Source organism: Allomuricauda sp. NFXS6, assembly GCF_040148835.1.
Lineage (GTDB): Bacteria > Bacteroidota > Bacteroidia > Flavobacteriales > Flavobacteriaceae > Flagellimonas.
This window is the reverse complement of the sequence record NZ_JAGEMG010000001.1, coordinates 496043-518836: the sequence shown is the minus strand read 5'-3', so window position 1 is coordinate 518836 and position 22794 is coordinate 496043. Positions and strand designations below refer to the sequence as shown.

The following is a 22794-nucleotide window of genomic DNA, read 5'->3' as shown; positions in this document are numbered from 1 at the left end:
AAGATATGGATTACAAACCAAATTCCAATCGTTATAATGAAATGTCCTATAAACGTTGTGGTAACAGCGGGCTATTATTGCCTGAGTTCTCGCTTGGTCTATGGCATAATTTCGGTCTTAATGATAATTTTGACAATGCGCGTACTATTGTGCGCAATGCGTTCGATGCAGGTATCACACATTTTGATTTAGCAAATAATTATGGGCCGCCACCTGGTTCGGCCGAATCCAACTTTGGCAAAATTTTAAAATTGGACTTGGCCAATTACAGGGATGAAATAATTGTTAGTACCAAAGCAGGATGGAAGATGTGGGAAGGTCCTTATGGTGATTTTGGCTCCAAGAAATATTTGGTTTCCAGTTTGGAACAAAGTTTGAAACGCATGGGCATTGATTATGTGGATATTTTCTATCATCACCGTCCTGATTCATCCACACCTTTAGAAGAAACCATCGGAGCATTGGATTTAATGGTTCGACAGGGAAAAGCACTGTATGTGGGTATATCAAGTTATGATAAAGAGGAGACAAAAGCCGCCTTAAAGATGTTTGATGAATTGGGTACTCCGTGTTTGATACATCAACCTCGATACTCTATGTTTGATAGATGGATAGAAGATGGATTGTTAGAGCTTCTTGGAAAACAGGGTGTTGGATGTATCGTGTTTTCGCCCTTGGCACAAGGCTTGTTAACCAATAAATATCTTAATGGGATTCCAAAAACATCTCGTGCAGCATCTGCCCGTGGCAATGGTGCCTTGGAGGTCGACCAAATCACCCCTGAAAGGATCGAAATTGTGCGTAAGCTAAATGATGTAGCAGAAAAACGGGGCCAGTCCCTAGCTCAAATGGCACTTGTATGGGCAAAGCGCGATCCCCGTGTTACATCTGTATTACTTGGCGTTAGTCGCCCAGAGCAATTGAATGATTCGTTAGCGGCGCTGAAAAAACATCAATTTGAAGATGATGAAATTCAGACAATAGAAAGAATACTTTCGGGCTCACTTTAATTGTCAATTGTTCTTCTGGCTAACAAAAAAATATTGGGAATCACTTTAAAAAGAGAGAAAGTGACTCCCAATGGTTAAAAATTGGTGGTTATTACTAAAATTGTACGATTAAAGTACATTGGTTTTTCCTGGAATTGGAATAGGATAATTTCCTTCACTGTCCGGTTTGGTCGGGGTGGGGGAGTCCCAGTTTAACTCCTCGGGCATAAGCTGCAGGTTCGAAGCCAGTGCTTCATCCCATTCTATGACCTTTCCACTGTAAGTGGCCATACGCCCCATTATGGCGCTCATCGTACTTTTGGCACCATTATAAGCATCATTGATAACGCCTTTGTCGCGTATGGAGGCAAAAAGCTTATAATGTTCTTCTTGATAGGGATTGTGTCCCATTGGATTACTGATGGATTCTATTTCTTGACCTGATAGATCGTATACTTTTGCTACTCCTGCATCAGTTGTGACCACTGTGCCGTTGGTAAGTTGAAACGCCTCACCCACCTTGTACATAGTGCCGGGCTGGTGTCGGCATTGACTTGCGATGACCGCTCCGCTAGGATAGGTGAACTCAACAAAGTGATGGTCGAATATTTCACCATGATCGGGACCTTTTCTTACCATTCTTCCACCCATACCTTGGGCAGATGAAGGATATTCTCCAATAAACCAGTTGGCCACATCAATATTGTGAATGTGTTGCTCTAGAATATGGTCGCCGCAAATCCAATTGAAATAGTACCAGTTTCGCATTTGATATTCAAGTTCCGATTGTCCGGGCTTTCTTGGACGTACCCAAACACCTTCACTATTCCAATAGACCTGTCCAGACACAATTTTACCTAAATTACCATTTTTAATAAGTGAATTGGTTTTGATATAGTTTTCCTGGTAATGACGTTGTAGTCCAACAACAACATTGAGCTTTTTTTGTTCGGCCAACTTGGCTACCTCGAGCACTTTGCGAATACCAGGCGCATCAGTTGCCACAGGTTTTTCCATGAATACATGTTTGTCATTTTCAATGGCATAGGCAAAGTGGTAGGGCCTAAAACCAGGAGGTGTGGTAAGAATCACCACATCGGCAAGGTCAATTGCTTTTTTAAAACCATCGAAACCTACAAATTTATGCTTATCCTTTACATTGATTTTTCCGGTATCCTTATATTTTTCATATAAGTTGCCATAACTTGAATTCAATTGGTCTTCGAATAAATCTGCCATAGCCACGAGTTCCACATGATCATCGGCTTGAAGGGCTTGGTTGGCAGCACCTGTTCCTCGACCTCCACACCCCACGAGGGCAATTTTCAATTTTTTCTCATTAAAAACGTTCATCATTGCGTTGGTGCCTAAGGAGGGTAATATTATGGCACCGGATGCCATGGAGGTGTTTTTTATAAATTCTCTTCGTGATTTGGCCTTAGATTGGTTTTTATGTTTCATTTTATTTGATTTTAATATCAGTATTGATTTTTTATCCAGTATTTATAGTATTCATCCTTTGGTGGAGGAGTAAAAGGCCTCACAATTCTAAAACCTACGAATGCAGCATCTGTGAACCACCATTTACTCCTTGGAAATTGTGGGTCGCGTTGCTTCCAAATGGGGTCGGAAGCTAATCTAGAGGCACTGCGTAGTTGTTGTGCTACGTCCCTGAAGGAACCTCCTCGAATGGCCACAGGATATTCATTAACAGAAGGCTCAAAGGGTAAACGGGCATTTGAATATCCATTTTCAATATATTGATCCAAAGTCCATTCTGCCACATTTCCATAAATATCGTACAAACCCCATGGATTTGGTTTTTTCATTCCGACTTGATGGTATGTTCCTTCGCTATTATCCTTAAACCATGCATATTCTTCCAGGTTTGATGGGTCGTCACCAAAATAATATGATTGCTCATTTCCTGCGCGTGCTGCGTATTCCCATTCTGCTTCCGTTGGCAAGCGGTAATAATGTCCGGTTATGGAGGAGAGCCATTCACAGAAAGTAGAGGCTGCCCTTTGCGTAATATTGACCGCAGGATAATTTTCTTCCCTTCCCATGCCCAGGCTCATATCCACATAAGGAGTCGTAGCCCCCGATACAGCATCGGTGTCAAGTTGGACCTCGTTTCCCTTTGTTTCGTATTTAAGGTCGTCTATTGCCCTATCTATAAAGAGATTATATAGTTCCCAAGTTATTTCAAATTTGGACATCCAGAATCCTTCAACTTTAATTTCACGTACGGGTCCCTCGTCTATATTCCTTCCCGGTTCCCCTTCCTTACTGCCCATATGAAAGGTTCCGGAAGGAATCGCTATCATATCCAATGAGACATCTACCCCGGGTAAATCTTGAGTGTAGTTGGACTGCTTTTGAGCATAAGCACTACCAAAGGCTGCCATTAAGACAAACAAAACACTGGTTGTTCTAATTTTCATCTTGGTCGCGTATTTAGAATGAGTCACTTTGTTTATATGCTTCAATTACAGCCTGTTCACCATCTTTGCCCGGTCTTGAATTCCCATGCTCCATACCAACGATTCCTTGAAATTCCTTGGAATGAATGTGTTTAAAGACATTCTTGTAATTTATTTCACCAGTTGTGGGTTCTTTTCTTCCAGGATTGTCACCCACTTGGAAGTAGGCGATTTCGTCCCAACTTTTATCAATATTCGGAATAAGATTGCCCTCTTGTATCTGTTGATGGTAGATGTCAAATAAAATTTTACAGGAAGGACTGTTTACGGCCTTGCAAATTTCATAGGCTTGGGGACTATCGGTCAGAAAAAGCCCAGGATGGTCTCTGAAATTCAACGGTTCCAATACCATGGTCAGTCCATGCGGTTCTAGAATCGAGCAGGCCCGCTTTAAGGTTTCCACCACGTTTGCAGTTTGGTATCCATTCCTTAGTTTGAGGTCTACATGGCCGGGAACCACCGTCATCCATTTTGCATTTACTCGTTTTGCCACTTCCACAGATTCCTCAATTTCCTTTAAAAATTTATCACGAAGCGAGGAATCTCCACTGGTAAGGTTAGGCTTGTCCCAGGAGATTTCGTGGGCTACAAAAACACCCATGGAAATACCTCGTTTGGCCATTGTGCTGGCCATTTGCTCCTGTAGGCTTTTGGTTCGCCCCTTCATGCCATTATCTTCAAAGGCGGTAAAGCCAATATCAGCCATAAAATTTAATTGATCAACAGGTTCATCCCCTGCAGATTCTTTGAACATTCCCAAGTGTGGAGCATAATTCAGATTGAAAACTGACCCGGTTTTCGGGTTTGCGTCTTTTATGATGGAATTTTGGGCAAATAGGCCTGTGGTCCCAATACTTAAAGCTCCTGAGAGCATTAAATTATCTTTTATGAAATTTCTACGCTTCATCTAAATATTATTGTATTTCTGTGCAGAAATCTGGCTATCTGCTGATAGTAACACACATTGTCATGCAATTTAATAAAAGATAGGTAAACATTAATCGAAAGTAAAAAAAAATAAAAAATTTGATTTAGTATTAAAATTGGATAAGATTAAATTACAAAACTTATATTTCATTACTATTTACTTGTAGAATGCCTAGTACAGATAAATTGTTTGAACGAAATTTTGATTTTGTTTAATGCGTTACATTATTCATAATTAAATTATCATATGGTTCTTTCTGTATGTCCAAATAATTTTATAGATACTTATGTATAGCTGGAAACTTTAAAAAAGAGAAGTATTGCAAATAACTGATATACTGTTTTTTATATAAATGAAATGCACAAGGCATTGGTATCGACAGAATTGTGCTGTCCTGATTTTATGATCGTTAACATGCTGTCCATATAGTAAAGGGAATGCTTGAGACAATCAAATTTCAGGATATCTACACACTGGTTGCTTTTAAGTGATATAAAATGTCGTTGCTATACGAATTTTTATACATCAAACCATATCATTTTGAATCACAACTTACTACTGCTTTATCAAGATTTTTGATGCCTTTTATCTCCAACGTGTGTAGAAAAGCACTTTTATCTTCCTTAATTTTTGATACGGATAGCTCTACCTCATTCGAACTGAAGGACAGTTTTCTTTTGGATTCTATTTTAACGGTCAGCCAATCATCTACCAATTGATCTTTTAACTTTTTGGTTTCAAGAAAGTCGAGTACAATTTTATTTTCACTGATCTGGAAATTTGTACATACGTGGTGTATGAGCTGTGTCCTAAATGATGCGGAATTTTTGGCCAAGAGTGTTTCAGGTGTGTCATCATAGGGTTTTAAAAATTTCACCCAGGCATCTACAATCTCTATATTACGGTTCGGGTCTTCATGCAGGAGGTTTGGCCAATGCAATCCACAGGTTGGCCCAGTGAGTGTTCCAGTTGGTTTTTTGCCAAAGTCATCCCAACCGAGCAAGTCGTCCCCCCGGTCAACCGTAATTACACCAGCATCGATACCAAACAATCCAAATTGGACACCTTCGGCATTATACATATTGGAAAAAGGCGTGTTGATATAATTGACCCCACGTTTTTTCAATACTCCGGCCATACTGATTTGATGATCACCGGTCAAACCAAAACCATGCAAGAAGGCGGTCGGCACAAAGGATGTTGGGAAAGGGCCAAGATGGTTTTGATCCAATATTTTTTTAAAACAGTCAAGGTGAAGTTCAACCTGGTCGAGCGGGCGCATCGTTCCTGAACTATCGGCCCATTCTGCCCTGGTCATATTCTCATCTTTCCAATATTCGTGTCCAACACCATGCAGCGTAAGCTCATAATGATCTTTATTTTTTGTGATGATGTCCGAAGCCTCATCCAACCAAGGACCCACCCATTTTTTGTTATCCCATTTCTCCCGCATCCAAGTAATGGTAGGTACATCTTTCAAAATATTCTCCTTGTCCCATTCGCAAAGAATAGTGGCAGCTTGTGGCCGCACTCCCAATTTTTTTCCCAAGTCCACGATGGCCTGATAATCCGCAGGAACATGGTTCCTGTTTATTCCAGTCCGGTACGGTTGTTGAACTTCATGGCCATCTTCGCCGGACCACCAGCCAACATCATCGATAACTATCTGGATTGGCATGGGTATGGACACCCCCAATGCATGATTGCGGGTAGAGGGTCTGCAAGCAAATACCGCCAAATTGGAAGTGGCTAGTCCAGCACCGATCAGTGCTGATTTTACTGTGAATTCACGTCTGGTTAAATTTTTCATCATAATCTTTTTAATTTCTGATTATCAATTTTAAAATCATTGTTTAAATGTTGAGCCAATAGGTGAGCTTAAAAACCAATGCACGGTTCTTACTGGCAAAACTTGCCGGGAAATAGTTCTCCGTATAAACTATAAAGAAATCGGAAGCCGGTTTATAGCGCCATTGAATCCTTGCGTTCAAATTCATATTGTCGATCAAATTATTGTATTGGAAAAAGCCCGTGAAGAATATTTTGTCCGTAAAAGTCACATCTAACTTAGGACCCAAAAGAAACAACGCTTCATCTCCATAATCTTCGGGCAGTTTCACATTGTTGTGATCGAAGCGCATAGAAATGGTCGCATAAGGCTGAAAGCGCATGTTGAACTCTCCTCCCATATTAAGGTTGGTGCCATTGTAAAACCCTCCATAAGCTGCGTTCAATAAAAAGTTGAATTTTCTTGTTGTGTTGCTCTGATATGTGGCAGCAACGGTATTCCAACGATATGCTTCACCTTTCAAAAATTTTCTGTTATCAATATTGTTGATAGGGCTAAAATCAAGGGTCAATCGCTGAAAGGTATTATTGTATTCGATCAATAGGTTGGAGGAGTTTTTAAAATCGATTCCGTACCCAATGGTATATTCGCGATCAGCCAAGGTTCCATCGGGCAATAAAATACTGCTGGTCCCTATCCGCGGACCAGTTGATAAAATACGGGTGCTATTTGGGTAAACTTTATAGCCTATTTCGGAATAATAGCCAATTTGCCCCGGATATACTGTGCTTCCAGGAACAAAACCGACTTCCGCATTAAAGTTCTCATTGATAAAAAACCCTCCCAAATTTGCATTTAAATTACGGTCTGCGTACTCAAAAAATGCGGAACCTGACAATGTCTTGGCTTTATTTTGAGCATCGAAAGATTGAGCCAAAAATGAGCTGTGGTACCATTTGTTGTCCTTGCTTCGGAGAACAAGATCGGCATCTATCACCCTGTTGTATGTGTTCGGTCTTCGAATGCCCTCTCTATCTATCTTGCGAAATATGCTTGGGTGAAAATATTTAAGGGAATCACCTTCTTGAACTCCCAAACTTTGTTTGTTGACAAAAGTCATGGAAACACTGGATTGTTCCCAGAACATTCTTTGAACCGTGGCGACAGTATAATTTTGGGCAGGCAACCCCAATTCCAACATTTTTTTGGTATGCATGTTCATGATACCCAATCTCCATTTTTCGTTCAATGTGCCGCTGAGTCTGGTTCCAAATAAAATGGGTACTATTTGGGTGATGCCGGCAGTATCTTGGACAATCCCGATCCGCCTTGAGAAAAATGGTCTGGCAGATTCAAAACCTGCATTTGCAAAAAGATCGGTGTTTTCCAGGAAAAACTGCCTTCGTTCGGGAAACTGGAATTCGAATCTTGATAAATTAAGTATCTGTTCATCGACTTCAATTTGGGAAAAATCTGGATTTATGGTAATGTCCAAATTCATGGAAGGGGTTATGCCCACTCGAGCATCAAATCCTGTCTGTAGGCTGTTGGAAGAAGATATGGGTTCCACTTCCCTATCTTGGAATGCGCCACCTGACAGAAATGGAATAATGGAAATATTTGTCTTGGCTTTTGGAATCGGGTCTTCCCAGACAAGTTGTCCGGCATAGGCAAAAGTGCCTGTATAGAATTGTCGGGGCGTTTTTACCCAAGCCGATTTAATATTTCGTTTTTTGTCCAGTCTATCAAAAGTGATATTCCATTCTTTTACATCACTTTTGTATTTAAAGCTTTTGAACGGGATGGCCAACTCTGCAATCCACCTGTCTTTGTACCGCACTACTTTCGAATACCATTTGTTATCCCAATAGATATTGAACGCATTTTCTCCTACACCGCCACTGGACAAGGTGCCGTCCCGTTTTGCCCCAGCAGCGGTAACATTGAAAAAATATCCGTTCAGACGATCGTTGTACGGGCCAAAAATGAATGAAACATTGTCATTTAAAGAATAATTGAAGTCTCTTCGAAGTGTGCTGACAACATCCGGTGTGTCATCTTCAAAACAAACAAACGACACATAAATAAATTCATCATCGAATGTTAATCGGGCTTCTGTTTGAAATGGCGCAGGAAGGCTGTCCACGGGAAAGTTCTGATACCAATTTTTCGCTACATCTGCTTGCTCCCAGGCTTTCTCATCAAGAACGCCATCCAACACAATTTCTCCATGAGATCTTTTAATCTTCAATTTTGTTCCAGGAAGATTCTGTCCATGCCCCATTGAGAATAGTAGCATCAGGATTAAAAGAAGAAGACGTTTCATGAATTCGGTATTCAATAATTTATACAGGTCATACATTAGAAATCCGCTTCAACATTTCAAGGAATTTGAATACAATTGAATGCAGAATCCAAACCTGGTCCAATAGCTGTTTTGAAAAAATGGACGAAACCACAGTAAACTTATAAAACAATTTAATTAAAAAAGGTTACGAAAGATATAGATTATATATTAACTTTCATTTAATTTGTATTGTTAATTTTTAAATAGCTCTTAATCTTAAATATTATGGTGCTGACTGTATGCCCGAACCCATCAATCGATACCTATGCATGGCTTGAAACGTTTACAATAGGGCAAACGAACCGCATTGGTCGGGTTAAGGAATATCCTGGAGGAAAGGGGATACATGTTGCAATGGCTTTAAAGGAACTGGACTGTCCGGTTTCACTAATGGGAAATTGGGCCGGTCCCAATGGGGAATGGATAAAAAACAGTCCTAAGCTACGAGGGATGAAAATTGTGGGGCCACAACTTAGCGGGAATACCAGAAAGTGCTTTACGTTTCGATCGGACATTGATAAAAAAATAGATAATACCGAACTACTGGAACCAGGTCCTGATATGACCTTCCAAGATTGGGAGTTGTTTTTGTCCCAGTTCTGCCTTGCCTTGAACCACTGCGATTTGGTATGTTTGTCGGGATCATGGCCCAAGGGTGCACCAGAGGATGCCTACCACCAACTATTGCAATTATGTGAAAAAGCCGGTAAGAAGGCCATTTTGGACTGCTCGGGAATTCAATTGGAGAATGCCTTAAAAGGAAAGTTTTTTGGATTACACATAAACGAGCACGAAGCAGAAACCAATTTTGGTACCATTGATCATTCGGAGATAAACAAAATTTTGAAAAATAGGGTATCCTTACTGGCACTGACCAAGGGAAAAGACGGTCTGTTTCTCTATAGGGACAATGATTATATCCACGCCAATGTAGTTTTGAAAGAGGTCAAAAGCACCGTTGGGAGTGGGGATTGCCTAACCGCAGGAATTGCTTATGCCATTTTTAAGGAGTTAGGATTGGACCAAATTGCCAGCTACGGTGTTGCCTGTGGAGCAGCGAATTGCATGAACGAGGATTTGGGAATTTTGCGAAGGGAAGATGTAGATGCACTGCTCCAATTGGTCAAATTCACCCAAAATGGCCATAAGGCAATTTCCGAACGCTAGAGAATTTATGGGCAAGAAATTTTGCCACTGGAACACGACGAATCAGTTAAAAACCGAAATTGGAGAAAAGGAAATAACAACTAACTAAAATGAAACATTATGGAATTTAAAAACAACATCATGAAGTTGGCAATTGGACTACTTGTGATTATGGCAACAATGACCTCTTGCCAAAGTGAAAAGACGATAAGCCTATTTAATGGCAAGGATTTAACAGGCTGGCATGTAGATGTACCTGAGATGGATACAGTTCCTAACGCAACGAATCCCTTTCTGGTAAGAAACGGAATGCTGGTCAGTTTGGGCGATCCAAGGGGCCATCTTATCACAGATGCCAGTTATCAAAACTATAGGCTATCGGTGGAATATCGTTTTGCAGGGGAACCGGGCAATTGCGGTGTTTTGGTTCATTCCTCTGACCCAAGAGCTCTTTACAAGATGTTCCCTAAATCAATCGAAGTGCAAATGCAACATGGCGATGCCGGGGATTTTTGGGTCATTGTGGAAGATATCGAAGTCGATAACATGGAAGAGCGCAGGGGGCCTAGGGCAGAGTGGGGAACCACAGAGGGCAAAAAGCGAAGAATCCCCAATCTTACTGATAACTCAGAAAGCCCGTTGGGTGAATGGAACGAAATGATCGTGGAATGCGTCAATAATGAAATAAAGGTTTGGGTGAACGGAGATTTGGTCAATTATGGTTATAATGCCACAACGGACAGTGGCCAAATTGCTTTGCAGGCAGAAGGATCTGAAGTGGAGTTTCGAAAAATAAACCTTACACCAATAGAAAAAATATCAGATTGACGGTAAAATAATTAGATGGAGATATATCCGTTATGCAGATATATCTTCATCTTTTATTTCTGAATCCCCTGGGTCAAAAGCCAAGAAAAAGGCAGCCAAGACAGCTAAAATAATTCCGATAATTTTTAATGTACCTGGGACGAAGCCCAATACAATCATGGAAATTACTGCCGTAATTAATGGTGCTCCAGCGTTGGTCATTGGAGAGACAACCATGGCTTTTCCGTAACGGAAGGCATATACCAAACAAAGGGCTCCAATGGAATTTAAAATTTGTATTCCTGCAGCCAACAAAGGACCATCAGCCCCATAATTGATCTCTTCTGAAAAATCTGTCATTAAAAGGGCGATGGGAATTATGGACACACCTGTCAGGGCCATGTAAAAGAAAATACTCTCTGCGTTCATTGATTCGTTCGCGAACTTCATAAAGTAAGCTTGTAAGCCCCAAGCCAACAGAACAATGACTGCAAGTATAAACCAAAGATATCCATAGTCTGCCGTGTCATTTCCATCCGAATAATCAAACAAAGGGAGGGCTAGTAAGGCCAGTACAATACCTATTGTCCCCAAAATACCGGTTCGTTCCTTGAGGAAGGTATACGAAAGTATTATGGTCACCATGGGTGACAATGATATTATCGGAAAGATAAGGTATGTAGGTCCTTCGCTGACAGCATGAAACAGTACCATTTGTCCTCCTGCACCTAGCAAACCAATAAGACAACCGTATAAAATTGATTTTTTGTCCCTGTCCAACTTCCAGTTTACCAATTTCAATGCTATGATCGCCGGTGGAATCATGGTTACCGCCCATACGCAATATACTAGGGTTTCTGGAAACCCATTTTCAGTAGGTAAACCTGTAAAAGCTCCCCAAACACCCCAAAAAACTGTTGTTACTACAGCAAAAACTAACCATAATTTTGATTTCATAGATAAATTGAATTATAGATTCTTCTTTAAAATTAATGCTCCATCATTTTCAAGGCCTTGTGCGCAAGCCCATCTAATAGGTCGCCTCACCCCCTTGATTTCTATAACGCCAGAAAGCCTAAGGCCTTCCCATTTGGTGCCTTTTGGCAACATTATTATAACTTGTCTCACTTTTCCAGGTAACGGGTAGCCCGGGTCCAAACTACCAGAGACTTCAAATGTTTGTGCCGCATCACGCACGTGAATGCGCAAGGCGCCAGGTATACCGGCTATACCGTCGTTGACCATTCCCAATACCAACCCAGGATACCCTTCTTTTTCAAAAGACCAGATCCAAGAAGGCCGCACCCGGTACCCAATATTTTCGGATAAGTCATCGAGTGCTTTGGGGTACTTTTCATAATAGCTCAAAAGGTTTTCCAAAGCAATGTCGTGCCAATTCCAAAGTGAAAAATAATTGGGCCCTACGTCTTTTACATGTGCGATGATATTATCATTTCTCGTGATACCATCAACCATGCGCAAATCTCCTGTGTTACCTTTGGTTATCCCCTGTTCAATAGTGGCACCGATCCAAGGAGGCCGGTTGCTTAGGATATCGATTTGTTCGTTTTCAATAAAAATGGTATCCGTCCTGAGCCAATTGTAGGACCTTATGGTCTTCTCGAGCACTTCGGCATTTCCTACGTGGTTATAGTCGGGTTGCGTGTTGGTGGTTAAAGGGGTTTTGGACCAATTGGCTGCCTGATGTTCAAATATTTCAACAAAGGTGTTCCTGGCGATATAATAATCTGGTAGCGGTGAACCTTCAAACGGCCAGGTATGGCCCTCTCCCCAAAACCCATACATCCAGGTGTCCACGTATTCCAAAAGCTCATGGCCGTTGTATCTTTCGGCCAATAGATCATCCATTTCCTTAAAAGCCTTTAAAAATTCAGGGTGATCATAACGTGGGGCATAGTGAACTTTGCCTGGTAAGCCAATTTGATCCGTGGTGCCCAATTTTACCATGGGCACTTTATCTTTTAAAAAATCCGGCATGGATTGGGGCGATATTACCGGACTCATTAACTGGATGCGAAAAGCTACACGCTTTCCATATTTTTTGGCCATTTCAAAAGCAAGGTCCCAATGCTCGGGAAACTCCAATTTACCTGGTTCGTTTTGAATGTCCCGCCAATCCACTCTTATGTAAAGTACGTCACCAAGCTCCCATTTAGCCAATTTTTCTATTGTGCTGCGAAGACTCCCGTATTTTGGTTTTGGAGGGCCGACTTCATCACAGACATAGGTGACCAGGCCCATGCCAAAATTTCTGACATGACCTGTTGCGGGGGTTGTTGTCATCACAACATCGCTTCCGGGTACATTCGCCACAGGGCCATAGTTTATAAAAGGTCCTTGATATAAACGATCTGTTATGGGAGGGGGTGGGCCAAAATCTTTGTGCAGGATTTCATCTACCTGTCCTTTAGGGGAGGCAAATCCAAAATTGATACCCGAAAAAAGCGCGGTGAGTCCGCCGGTCACCATAAATAATCTACGTTTCATAATTTTTGGGTTAATGCGGACTTGCCTTTTTTATTTTTCATTGAAATGAATGATGGAAATGCTTTTAATCAAATATATAAATATTTCATATACTTTCTTAAGCGTATTTATGAAATGTTAAGAAAGAATTTATATAAATATAGAAAGATATCGTAACGTATTGGTTGCCATAAAGCTTCTGGTCAATCTGAAAATTGATCATTGTCGAAAATGAAATAAAAACCTTTGATAGCAATGATGAGCTTCACATCAAAGTGTTTAGGCAATTTTTTTGGAGCTATGGCTTTTCCTTTTCAAACAGCTCTAGAATCTGATTTATGGTCAGTGCTTGATCATATATTCGTATTTCGTCCAAACTGCCCTTAAAAAATTGTGTCCCGCCGGGATAGTTGCCAAGCATCAAAAGTTTGGGGCTGCCAGTTTGAGGTTTTATTTCCGAATTTGAAACTGATTGTCCATCAAGAAAAAAACGGTGCTCGTTTCCATCATAAACATATACGCAATGGTGCCATTGATTTATTTGGGGTTTTTGACATTCAAGAATGGTTCCTCCTCCCCAGTTCCAAACGTCCAATCCCTTTGTTTTGTAACCTGGAGCCCTATAACCAAATTGAAGCCCAATAGCTTTCGTTGTATCCACAAGGGCAATCATAGTGCCCGCATCCATGAAATCTTTGAAAAAAGGTTCGTCCTTAATTTTATACCACCAAGAGATTGTGAGACGACTATCGATGGATGGCATTCCTTTTATTGTTGCATGCATACTGGCAGACTTCCCATCAAAATATCTGGCACTGTTTGGATTTCCAAACCGATCTATCGAATTCTTTGTCCCTTGGTTTTTCAGATTAGCGAAACTACCTTGTCCGGTACTATCGCCTCCAGAAAAAGAATAGTAAATCAAGGTAGGGGGCAGGTCCTCGTTTTGACATGATGTGAATAGCATCAATGCCAATATACAATATGTTAATTTTAACATGGTTATTGTTTTAGTTTGTTACCATATCGAGAATATATATGTGTCATCTTAAAGATGATTCTATCGACATTCACCACTAAATCTTTATAATAAAGGGTTTTAATATTGAGTGTACTTTATGTGAATCATCAGATGTTTTTAATTTAATTATGCCATATTACTTGATTTGCAATGTAATACTATGCTGTCCTTTCATCAAGGAACTGGAGGTATAGCTTGCCTTAAGAATATATACTCCCTGATCGGTACCATCAGGTTTTTCCATGATTTGGAATACTCCTTCCATTCCGGTTAAAATTTGCTGATTTCTTCTACTGCCCTGGGTAAGGATAAATGCGGCGATTTTCTCCGTTTCTTCAACCGTTAAGTTTGGATAAGATGGCATCTCCATGCTGCCCCATTGCCCCGATGATCCTTCCAAAATATGATTTGCCAGGAATGTAATATTGTTCTGGTTTTTCTCATATCTTCCAGCAATTTCGTAAAATGAAGGCCCGGTCATTGCTTTTTTATCCGCATGACAAGCAAAACAATTGGACTCCATCATCAATGACAACCCCTTATTGTTGGGCTCCGTTTTGTTTGACGCGGTATTATGGTTTTGTCCATTTTCATTTATAATGGGCTTGAACTCAATTTCCAATAGCACTTTGTTTTTCAGTATCTCACCATATTTTGACTCTCCGTCTTCTTCATCGGAAACTTCAATGCTATAGCGGATAAAGCTACCCCAAGTAAGGTTTTCATTTTCGGAAAGATGTAATGTTACTTCGGGAATCGATTTTTCCTGTTGGTTTTTTGTTGAAAAAAAGGACAATTCTAAATGTTTGGTCAATACTTCAGATAAACTATGACCGTCTGGCAATTTTATGGGACCGTTTCCAATACTCAATGCTGAACCAAGAAAAATAACAAGTACAATATTTCGCATCACTTTTATTAAACTATTTGATTATTAAGCCTTATCGATTTCCATGGCTACCCTATTGGCAGCATTTGTGGCCGCTTCCATTCCCCAGCTTCTGTTGTCTGTATGGGCTCCCCCAAAATGGATTCTGCCATGGGCTGACATCGTATGGGGCCAGAACTTGGATAATTCGCCCAAGCCTGAAAAACCATGACGCTCACAACCGTGCACAAAAGTATCTTTTGACCAATCCTTAACCAATATTTGTTCAATGTCTATGTTGGATTTTTTTCCCGGGTAGAGCTCCTTAAAGGTTTCCAAAGCACGGAGTGGATTGGTTCCCCCCGGAGCTTTTGCCATCAAGCAAACCCTGTCTGTATCAACTTCATCGGCAACTTGCCAAATATGGGCCAGTGCTGGATGGTCAAATGACAGATTGATGCTTATATTGTCCTTCAACCAGAATTTAGATCGGGCTTGAAATACAATTCTGGTTGTTTGGTCATATTTTATGTTATCAATTATATATTGCTTTTGTGGTGGGAGAGCTGGTTTGAATAGGATTTTTTTAAGAGCCGTTGTCCTTAGGCAGCTAGCCAAGTAATCGGCCGACATCTGTTTTACTTCCCCAAACTCTCTATAGGTTACATTGACCCCTGAATCATTATGTTCAATTTCCAAAATTTGGCAGCCCAACTTTACCTTTGTTCCCAATCGTTTCCCCAGTTCATTGGTCAATACTTGATTCCCTCCTTTGAGGCGAAATAGTTCAAATGGACTGTCGTAACCCCGTTTGTGCATGATATAGGCTTGCCAAATACTGTACAGGGCAGAGGTCTGATCTCCACCCAAGAGTGACATTGCTGCCTTGGAAGCCCCCGCTTTTTTATAGATTTGGGAGACCGATATGTTTTCCAAATGGTCGTATCCGATCCCGAAAGGCTGGTATTCGTCCGTAAATTTTTCAAAGTAGGGTTCCAGATAGAGCAATTGTAGGTTGCTGACAGGGTTCGATTGGAGAAATTTCAATTCTTTCTTATTGAAACCTCCCATCTCTTGCACCTTTTTTTCGCGAGCATCTTTTTGCATTTTCTCAGTGTGCCACACGCCATCAATTCTTGTCAACCTATCTTCCCTGTGATGATATGGAAGGACGGGAAGTTTAAACTCTTCGATATATTTCCAATAGTTCTTATAGCCGGGTTTGGTAAAGTTTTCGGCCCCAAAGTCGGCATAAAGTCCATCGGCCAATCCATCGTGGACGGAGAGTACTGCACCACCAAATCGCCCAGAGGCTTCGAGCACTGTTACCTCGTGCCCTTTTTTCATCAATTCGTATGCACAGCAAAGACCACTGATCCCAGCTCCTGCCACGATGATTTTTTTGGCCTTGCCCGATGCCTGCTTTTTGATGTCAAGAGCGTCCATTTCAGCTTGTGTCTGAGCCATTAGGTGCGATGGTATCAAGGATGCCCCCAATCCGGAGTATATGGTGTTCTTTATAAATCTCCTTCTTTTGATCTGTTTCATTACTACAATATTTAAAACATGAAAGCCTTGACCACGATTTGGATAAGGGCAACTTTTTTTATTTGAAGATCAGCGCTGTATTTACTTCTGTCATTCTGTTCCTATTTGATTTTCAATTGGATAAAAATCATTTTCCTGTTGAGTTTTGCCTGACATCGTTACTCTGACATACCCAAGACTTTGAGGGCATTTTTGTTGTAAATTTTTTCCAGCACCTCATCTGGTAGGTAAAGTCCATAAATCATCCAGCGGCCCTGTAATTTGTGAGCCGGGGTGGGGTCTATATATTCATCATCGGTTTCCAAAAAGCGGAAATATAGGCGGTATGCCTCAGCATCACAGGGAGTGTCTGTTCCAAAGAGGATGCGGTCTTGATATTTAATGAAAAACTTCCGGGCAGTATAGGGCTGTCTTCCCAGTTCGCTGATCCGGGCATCTATATCCACATAAAAATTGGGATAGGTATCCAGCCAACCACCCACAACCGACAGGTCTTCGGGAAGGTTTCCAAAATGTGCTCCAACAAAAATAGTATTCGGATGTTTTTCAATGACCCTGTTCCGGGCTTCCAAGATTTCCATTTTGGATGGGAACTCCTCTCCGTAAAAAGACCATTCGGGGTTTTCACCCAATTCGTCATAACGCTCATTGTATTTGTCAATGGGTGTAAAAAAAGCTTTGGGGTCCGAAACATGGATCACAACCGGGATGCCGAGTTCACCACATTTTGCCCAGATTGGGTCGATGCGGGGATCGTCAACCGTGACAAATTTTCCTGAGGCATCTTTATGGCCCAGACCCAGTGCCTTGGATATTTTTATTCCTCGAGCCCCCATTTTATAGGCTTCTTCCAATTTCTTAGCTTCTTTGACACCAAAGTTCGGTTCATCTATTTTGCTAAAATCGGGCCTGAAAAAAGGCAGAAAACGATCATTGCCCACTTCAGTGGATACCTTGATGTGTTCCTTGTAAAAATCATCCTTTGATAGGGCATCGAGGCTTACACATTTCCATACTCCTGCTTTATCCATTTCGGCCAAGTAGTGCTCTGTGTTCTCAAGATCACCAAGGTGGTTATGGATGTCAATGACAGGAAATTTGGCCTTGGTGATGTTGGTTTTTTTGGTGACGAGCTGGCTAACGGGTTGCCAGTCCACCAATTTTAGATCACCTATCTGAGCCGACATATCCATCAAAATGAGCATGAATAGGATTGGTATTATACCGCTTTTGTTCAGTTTTATCATAATCTTTTGGTTTAATGATGTTTGCTTGGAGGTTTTGGTATGAAAAGATGCATGTTCATTTAATCTTTGTCTGCTTTTAGCGTATTGTCAATATCGATTCGCTCACCAATTCCCAGAATATGGTATCGCTCTTGAAGCGGTTTTGACAACCGAAATTTCACTTCATGCGCATATCCACTGGTCCAGTATCTATTTTGATCCGTAACTGTAAAGGTGTTCCTGTGCTGTGGTAATATATATGCGGGTTCCAGTTCATTTATCAACACTACGGAGGGGTCGATGTGGGTATTGTGTTCGGTGGGTGAGAAGAAAAGCACATCTACATTTTCAAGAAACAAATGGTCTTCCAACAATACAGTATCGCCCATCTGTAGAAAACGCTTCCCGCCGATAGTGATCAAATAACCACAATCTTCCAGATTGGCACCATAGAACACGGCAAATTTTGGATTGCCATGAATGGCCCTGACAGGTTCAATTTTGACATTGCCAATGTTAAAAGGTGTTCTTGGGGAAGCCACTTTTATGCGGTCTTCTGGAATATTGAGTTCCTTTATTGCCGTTTCTTTGCAATTGGCCGGCATGACAAAAGCACAATTTCCATTTTGGGACAGGATCTTACTGGTTTCCCTCTCAAAATGATCACCGTGTTCGTGGCTGATAAAGGATATATCCAGTTCTAGGGCCAGTTCCTTAGCCGAAATGGGAGCCTCTATGGCGCGATCTTTCGATTCCAGGGCAAGATCAGTCCCGATCAGTATATCGTTGTATTTAATGAGCCAGCCGTTATGGCCAGTCCACCATACCGCCAAACCTTTCTTGTGCGATTTGATTTCGTTCAGGAGCTTTCCTTTGGGAAATGATTTTTGTCCATAAAAACATACCGTGGTTCCCAAAAAAATGACCAGTAGTATTGTTGCTCTCAAAAAAAGGGTTGGTCTCATTGTTTTTTGAAATTCTAACTGTATAAAGGAGTTCGTTCTTTCCATTTGCCCTTGGTGAAATCAGGGATGTCCACAGCTTTGCTCCTTCCCGCAACTGAAGCTTCTGAAAGTGGTGAAATTGAACTACTTGTTACTGAATCATAAACATCCCAATCGGGCAAGGTGTTGTCTCGAAGGGCAGCGATCAATCGATGCCAGTTGATTGGTGTCTTTGTATCGCTGCTTCCATGACCTCTAATGGCTCCACCTTTTCTTTTTGGTGGATTGTAATTTTTGATCATGGGGTGTTCGTACTCTTTCACATATTTTTCTGCAGACTCCCATTGGTGTTCCTCTGGGCTGAGTCCCTCAATATATATTTTGGAATCTACCCTATCCCTCAGATAAACCCCACTGGTACCCTGAATACGGAAGCTCTCTCTGGGGTGGGGGGTATGCGTATCGTGGTTTAGGGTGATCAATTTGCCGTTTACCGTTCTTATCAGGGTTGCGTTATAATCACCCAAGGCCATTTTTTTAGTGGCATACGGATGGTCATCACCATACATGGAAGCCGCGTATCTGTTTAGCATGACGGATTTGGAACTCATGGAAACGAGATGGTCAAATCGGTCTCCGTGATTGATGTCCATTACGGGCATCATATTTCTCATGGGGTGATCGGGATATAGATTTCCATTTCGGTCAACCGCATGTTGTAATCTCCAGGGTTCCTCATCCGGGTCGAACTTCACCCTTCTCAGATCATGCACATAACCGCTTTCCACATGGATAATATCACCGAGCAGATTTTTTCGAACCATGTTGAGAAGGGTCATATCGCCAAATCCACCCAACACAAGACTGGCCCATTTACCGGTTTTTTCAAAAGTCTCCACCAGGTCCCAACCCTCGTCAATTGTCTGAATCAATGGAACTTCACAAGCTGCATGCTTGTTGTAGTTCATGGCGGCCAGACAAATGGGGGCATGCCATTTCCAGGAAGTGCTGATGATTACGGCATCAAGTTCCTCTTCTTGACATAGGCGCTCGAAATCTGTAGGGCCTCGATCATAAAGTCTCGGGGAGGGTTGCCCCGCTTCCTCAATCCATCTTTTGGCCCTGTGCAGCCTATCTGGTTTGATTTCGCAAATTGCCGGTATTTCTACTCCTTCTATTCCCAATGCTACATCAAGATGATAGGAGCCCCGGCCACCAATGCCGATGAAGCCTAGCCTTATTGTTCTGTTTGATTGTGTGGGACCTTCGTGGGCCAAAAGGTTCATTGGAACCCCCATACCGGCCACGGTCAATCCCCCCATGGCAACCGAGGATTGCCTTAAAAATTTTCTTCGGTTGTAGTCCTTATTGCTCATACAGTTATGTTTCTACCAGGAGTTGCTCACTCCCTGGTTTTAAATCCCAATAGCTTTGAAGCGTTTTCAAAGTAAATTTTGTCAATAACTTGCCTCGGAAGTTTCAATCCTCGCAATTCACCAAACCCTTTTAGGTTTATAGGAGCATCCGTTGCAAAAAATTTCCATCCGTCCAACCATTTTTCATGGATGCGTTGTTTCAATTCCCCTGGGTTGTCCGTTGGATTTATTGCAGAATCTGTCCCATAGATCAGTTGGTCCTGATAGGTCATAAAAAAATTTCGTGTCTTTTGCCGATTCTTTAATGTATGTAACTTCAGGTTCGGCATACGGGTAAGGTCTACCCTCATTAATGGGTAAGCGTCCAATCGCTTTGAGAGTTCATCCAAACTCCATTCCAAGCTGCCGAGATGCGCGCCCATGAAGTTCAACTCCGGATGCTTTTGAAGCATATTGTCCCTAGCCGTAATCTGGTCTTCATATGAGGGATATTCTGGATGCAGATACATATGGTACTCAGGGTGTTCACTGTAATATCCTTGGCTGAAGGTCATTTCTTCCAGAGGCAACCAGCAATCCCTTGGCTCACCGTTATGCCCCAACAAGGGCTCTCCTTTTCTGGTCAAGTAGGTCAGTACAGAATCGATTCTTGGATGGTCCACCATTACAAAAGCCCCATTTTCATCCCTAAGGTCCATACCGATGTTTTTCCAGATCTTAACGGCAGACGCGCCTTTGGCGAAAGACTGTTCAAGATCGGCTATGGTGTTTTGCACCCAATCCTTTTCTGCCCAATCGGAAACGGGAAAGGTGGTGGCAAATTCCATTTGTTGTGGAAAGTTATTTAAGTGCAACAAGGCAAATTCCTGTTGTTTCTCCATGGGCAATCCAAATGGACGGTCATCCACAATGTCCAGAAAATAGAAATTGTCTTCAACAGCTTGTTCGATAAAATGAGTTTCCGATGTGTTGATATGGATGTGGATATCGAATTTTTTGACCATCCCAAAATCTTCAAGTTGATAATAATCTTCTTGCTTTTTCACATTTGGTGGGGGGTCAATTACGCTCTGAAGCGCAAAAAAGCTTCCCAATGAATAAATGCAAAGTAAAAAAATGAACTCTTTTTGCATGATGGATTAAATCTGTCTTATTTTATTTAAAATTCAGCGTTATAAAGGTCTCTAAAAGCTCATCCCTGTTCTAGCGTTGAAACACCTATTTGGTTGCCAAGCATCCATGTGAAACAAATGGAACAAAGAAAGCTTTTGACATTTCAGTGACAAATGCCCCATACCTTGTCCAAAGTGTTCATTGCCATTGATCAGGGACAAATGTTGATGAGCTGGTCCTGCTTATAAAAATCTGCTTTATGAATGCCCGTCTCACAACACTCATGTTCTTTGCCGTTTTCGGGACACAATCCCTAAAAGTTTGCTTAAGAATACTCTTCCGTCGGGCAAAATGAACTTCTTATAGTAGTGACAGCTATTCTTATGTATTTGGCTCGATTTAGGTTGTTTACTTTGGGTAATCTAAACTAAAGTAAAAATAATATTTAATATTTCAAATACTTTCTTTATATTATTTTATACTTTCATAAAGTTATTAATTTTAAAGTGTACTGAGTTAGCCACTTTCATGATGAATTCTTCATGCAGTTTCATTTATATTTTAGCTGGATGCTATATCACTTGCAGAAGGAAAAAATGATACTGATTAGGATTGACAGCCTTTTTAGATATTACCCATTAAGGTCTTACTTTTATTATGTGGTTCACATCGAAAATATGGGAATTCAATATTAATGGTTTTCGTATCAATGTGGGTGTGAGAATTAAAAAAGAATAGTTAGAACAATTTATATTGAAAAAATAAAACATGAAGATATCTGTTGCCCAGTTTCAACCGAAGGACGGGGATAAAAAATATAATTTGTCCATAATCCGAAGCCTCGCCAATAAGGCCAAAAGCCTGGGAGCCGACTTGATCAGCTTTCACGAAATGTCCATAACAGCTTACACGTTCACCAAAGACTTGAGCCGGGAACAATTAATGGATCTGGCCGAAGAGGTGCCCTATGGAAAAAGTATCCAGGAATTGATTGCCATTTCCAAAGAATTGGACATTCCTATTTTGGCAGGCTTGGTTGAAAAGGCGAAAGGAAAGATGTACAATTGCTATGTGTGTGTAACGGGTGATGGCGTAGTCGCAAAATATCGCAAAATACATCCGTTCATCAACAAACATCTCTCTGCCGGAAATGAATATTGTGTGTTCGAGTTGCTCGGGTGGAAATGCGGGATTTTGATTTGTTATGACAACAATATCATTGAAAACGTTAGGGCAACAAGTCTGATGGGGGCTGAAATCATCTTTGCGCCGCACGTTACGGGTTGCACGCCCTCAGCGATGCCCCACAGAGATTATGTTGCGGACAAATATTGGCAAAATCGGGAAGATGACCCAGTTTCCCTTCGAATGGAATTTGATGGCCCAAAAGGGAGGGGTTGGCTGATGCATTGGCTTCCGACAAGGGCTTATGACAATGGGGTTTACTATGCCTTCACCAATCCGATTGGATATGACGGAGAACATCTGAAAAATGGAAATTCGATGATCATTGACCCATATGGGGAAATTTTATCCGAAATAAAATCATTTGATGATGAGATAACCTTGGCCAAGGTTACCAAAGAAAAAATCGGGCTTTCAGGAGGTTGGAGGTACAGGAACGCACGGAGACCGGAACTTTACAGGGACATAATCGGTGCGGACCACAAGTCTGATACGAAACCTATTTGGTTACATGGGGATTCGGTAAAGGATAAATAA

The 22794-nt window shown here is 41.3% G+C and carries 18 protein-coding genes; 4 read left to right on the top strand and 14 right to left on the bottom strand.

Translation table 11 applies throughout. The features are described from left to right. Window positions 1-5 precede the first annotated feature (5 nt). Entirely contained in the window at window positions 6-1010 is a 1005-nt protein-coding gene (locus J4E06_RS02225; RefSeq protein ID WP_349522415.1) for an aldo/keto reductase, read from the top strand. A 108-nt stretch (window positions 1011-1118) separates the two neighbouring features. Here the strand turns inward: J4E06_RS02225 and J4E06_RS02220 are convergent, their stop codons facing one another. The 5 genes from J4E06_RS02220 to J4E06_RS02200 form a co-directional block, all read right to left on the bottom strand. Further along, window positions 1119-2450: a Gfo/Idh/MocA family protein gene (locus tag J4E06_RS02220; RefSeq protein WP_349522414.1), complete on the bottom strand. Its 1332-nt coding sequence runs from the start codon at window positions 2448-2450 to the stop codon at window positions 1119-1121. Between the two features lie 17 nt (window positions 2451-2467). Then, a complete protein-coding gene (locus J4E06_RS02215) occupies window positions 2468-3433 on the bottom strand; it encodes a formylglycine-generating enzyme family protein (protein ID WP_349522413.1) in 966 nt (321 codons plus the stop codon). Between the two features lie 13 nt (window positions 3434-3446). Then, window positions 3447-4379, bottom strand: a complete 933-nt coding sequence (locus J4E06_RS02210; protein WP_349522412.1) for a hydroxypyruvate isomerase family protein — start codon at window positions 4377-4379, stop codon at window positions 3447-3449. A gap of 556 nt (window positions 4380-4935) precedes the next feature. Further along, window positions 4936-6213 carry a hypothetical protein gene (locus J4E06_RS02205; protein WP_349522411.1) on the bottom strand — a complete coding sequence of 426 codons (1278 nt, stop codon included), beginning with the start codon at window positions 6211-6213 and terminating at the stop codon, window positions 4936-4938. Window positions 6214-6253: 40 nt separating this feature from the next. Next, on the bottom strand, window positions 6254-8515 hold the full coding sequence (locus tag J4E06_RS02200) for a carbohydrate binding family 9 domain-containing protein (protein WP_349522410.1): 2262 nt from the start codon (window positions 8513-8515) through the stop codon (window positions 6254-6256). A gap of 246 nt (window positions 8516-8761) precedes the next feature. Between J4E06_RS02200 and J4E06_RS02195 the strand changes: the two genes are divergently transcribed. Beyond that, entirely contained in the window at window positions 8762-9703 is a 942-nt protein-coding gene (locus tag J4E06_RS02195) for a 1-phosphofructokinase family hexose kinase (RefSeq protein WP_349522409.1), read from the top strand. A 99-nt stretch (window positions 9704-9802) separates the two neighbouring features. Beyond that, on the top strand, window positions 9803-10510 hold the full coding sequence (locus tag J4E06_RS02190; protein ID WP_349522408.1) for a 3-keto-disaccharide hydrolase: 708 nt from the start codon (window positions 9803-9805) through the stop codon (window positions 10508-10510). 30 nt (window positions 10511-10540) lie between these two features. Here the strand turns inward: J4E06_RS02190 and J4E06_RS02185 are convergent, their stop codons facing one another. From J4E06_RS02185 to J4E06_RS02145, 9 genes are all read right to left on the bottom strand, one after another. After that, window positions 10541-11446, bottom strand: coding sequence for an EamA family transporter (locus J4E06_RS02185; RefSeq protein ID WP_349522407.1), 906 nt, complete (start codon window positions 11444-11446; stop codon window positions 10541-10543). 12 nt (window positions 11447-11458) lie between these two features. Further along, a complete protein-coding gene (locus J4E06_RS02180) occupies window positions 11459-12997 on the bottom strand; it encodes a hypothetical protein (protein ID WP_349522406.1) in 1539 nt (512 codons plus the stop codon). Window positions 12998-13274: 277 nt separating this feature from the next. Further along, window positions 13275-13976: a LamG domain-containing protein gene (locus J4E06_RS02175; protein ID WP_349522405.1), complete on the bottom strand. Its 702-nt coding sequence runs from the start codon at window positions 13974-13976 to the stop codon at window positions 13275-13277. A gap of 157 nt (window positions 13977-14133) precedes the next feature. Further along, window positions 14134-14907: a c-type cytochrome gene (locus J4E06_RS02170; protein ID WP_349522404.1), complete on the bottom strand. Its 774-nt coding sequence runs from the start codon at window positions 14905-14907 to the stop codon at window positions 14134-14136. A gap of 24 nt (window positions 14908-14931) precedes the next feature. Then, window positions 14932-16413 (bottom strand): flavin monoamine oxidase family protein, encoded by a 1482-nt coding sequence (locus J4E06_RS02165; RefSeq protein WP_349522403.1) that lies wholly within the window; start codon window positions 16411-16413, stop codon window positions 14932-14934. 158 nt (window positions 16414-16571) lie between these two features. Next, on the bottom strand, window positions 16572-17660 hold the full coding sequence (locus J4E06_RS02160; RefSeq protein ID WP_349522402.1) for an amidohydrolase family protein: 1089 nt from the start codon (window positions 17658-17660) through the stop codon (window positions 16572-16574). Between the two features lie 59 nt (window positions 17661-17719). After that, window positions 17720-18586 carry an MBL fold metallo-hydrolase gene (locus tag J4E06_RS02155; RefSeq protein ID WP_349522401.1) on the bottom strand — a complete coding sequence of 289 codons (867 nt, stop codon included), beginning with the start codon at window positions 18584-18586 and terminating at the stop codon, window positions 17720-17722. Between the two features lie 32 nt (window positions 18587-18618). Continuing rightward, a complete protein-coding gene (locus J4E06_RS02150; RefSeq protein WP_349522400.1) occupies window positions 18619-19959 on the bottom strand; it encodes a Gfo/Idh/MocA family protein in 1341 nt (446 codons plus the stop codon). 26 nt (window positions 19960-19985) lie between these two features. Next, a complete protein-coding gene (locus tag J4E06_RS02145; RefSeq protein ID WP_349522399.1) occupies window positions 19986-21005 on the bottom strand; it encodes an amidohydrolase family protein in 1020 nt (339 codons plus the stop codon). A gap of 835 nt (window positions 21006-21840) precedes the next feature. On the opposite strand from J4E06_RS02145, the gene J4E06_RS02140 reads away from it, so the two are divergent. After that, window positions 21841-22794 carry a nitrilase family protein gene (locus J4E06_RS02140; RefSeq protein ID WP_349522398.1) on the top strand — a complete coding sequence of 318 codons (954 nt, stop codon included), beginning with the start codon at window positions 21841-21843 and terminating at the stop codon, window positions 22792-22794.

What these genes read in the sequence shown, in the direction of transcription:
- J4E06_RS02175 (WP_349522405.1), bottom strand. Translation starts at nt 13,976, where the DNA reads ATGTTAAAATTAACATATTGTATATTGGCATTGATGCTATTCACATCA.
- J4E06_RS02205 (WP_349522411.1), bottom strand. Translation starts at nt 6,213, where the DNA reads ATGATGAAAAATTTAACCAGACGTGAATTCACAGTAAAATCAGCACTG.
- J4E06_RS02225 (WP_349522415.1), top strand. Translation starts at nt 6, where the DNA reads ATGGATTACAAACCAAATTCCAATCGTTATAATGAAATGTCCTATAAA.
- J4E06_RS02150 (WP_349522400.1), bottom strand. Translation starts at nt 19,959, where the DNA reads ATGAGCAATAAGGACTACAACCGAAGAAAATTTTTAAGGCAATCCTCG.
- J4E06_RS02185 (WP_349522407.1), bottom strand. Translation starts at nt 11,446, where the DNA reads ATGAAATCAAAATTATGGTTAGTTTTTGCTGTAGTAACAACAGTTTTT.
- J4E06_RS02210 (WP_349522412.1), bottom strand. Translation starts at nt 4,379, where the DNA reads ATGAAGCGTAGAAATTTCATAAAAGATAATTTAATGCTCTCAGGAGCT.
- J4E06_RS02215 (WP_349522413.1), bottom strand. Translation starts at nt 3,433, where the DNA reads ATGAAAATTAGAACAACCAGTGTTTTGTTTGTCTTAATGGCAGCCTTT.
- J4E06_RS02180 (WP_349522406.1), bottom strand. Translation starts at nt 12,997, where the DNA reads ATGAAACGTAGATTATTTATGGTGACCGGCGGACTCACCGCGCTTTTT.
- J4E06_RS02165 (WP_349522403.1), bottom strand. Translation starts at nt 16,413, where the DNA reads ATGAAACAGATCAAAAGAAGGAGATTTATAAAGAACACCATATACTCC.
- J4E06_RS02220 (WP_349522414.1), bottom strand. Translation starts at nt 2,450, where the DNA reads ATGAAACATAAAAACCAATCTAAGGCCAAATCACGAAGAGAATTTATA.
- J4E06_RS02140 (WP_349522398.1), top strand. Translation starts at nt 21,841, where the DNA reads ATGAAGATATCTGTTGCCCAGTTTCAACCGAAGGACGGGGATAAAAAA.
- J4E06_RS02200 (WP_349522410.1), bottom strand. Translation starts at nt 8,515, where the DNA reads ATGAAACGTCTTCTTCTTTTAATCCTGATGCTACTATTCTCAATGGGG.
- J4E06_RS02160 (WP_349522402.1), bottom strand. Translation starts at nt 17,660, where the DNA reads ATGATAAAACTGAACAAAAGCGGTATAATACCAATCCTATTCATGCTC.
- J4E06_RS02170 (WP_349522404.1), bottom strand. Translation starts at nt 14,907, where the DNA reads ATGCGAAATATTGTACTTGTTATTTTTCTTGGTTCAGCATTGAGTATT.
- J4E06_RS02190 (WP_349522408.1), top strand. Translation starts at nt 9,803, where the DNA reads ATGGAATTTAAAAACAACATCATGAAGTTGGCAATTGGACTACTTGTG.
- J4E06_RS02195 (WP_349522409.1), top strand. Translation starts at nt 8,762, where the DNA reads ATGGTGCTGACTGTATGCCCGAACCCATCAATCGATACCTATGCATGG.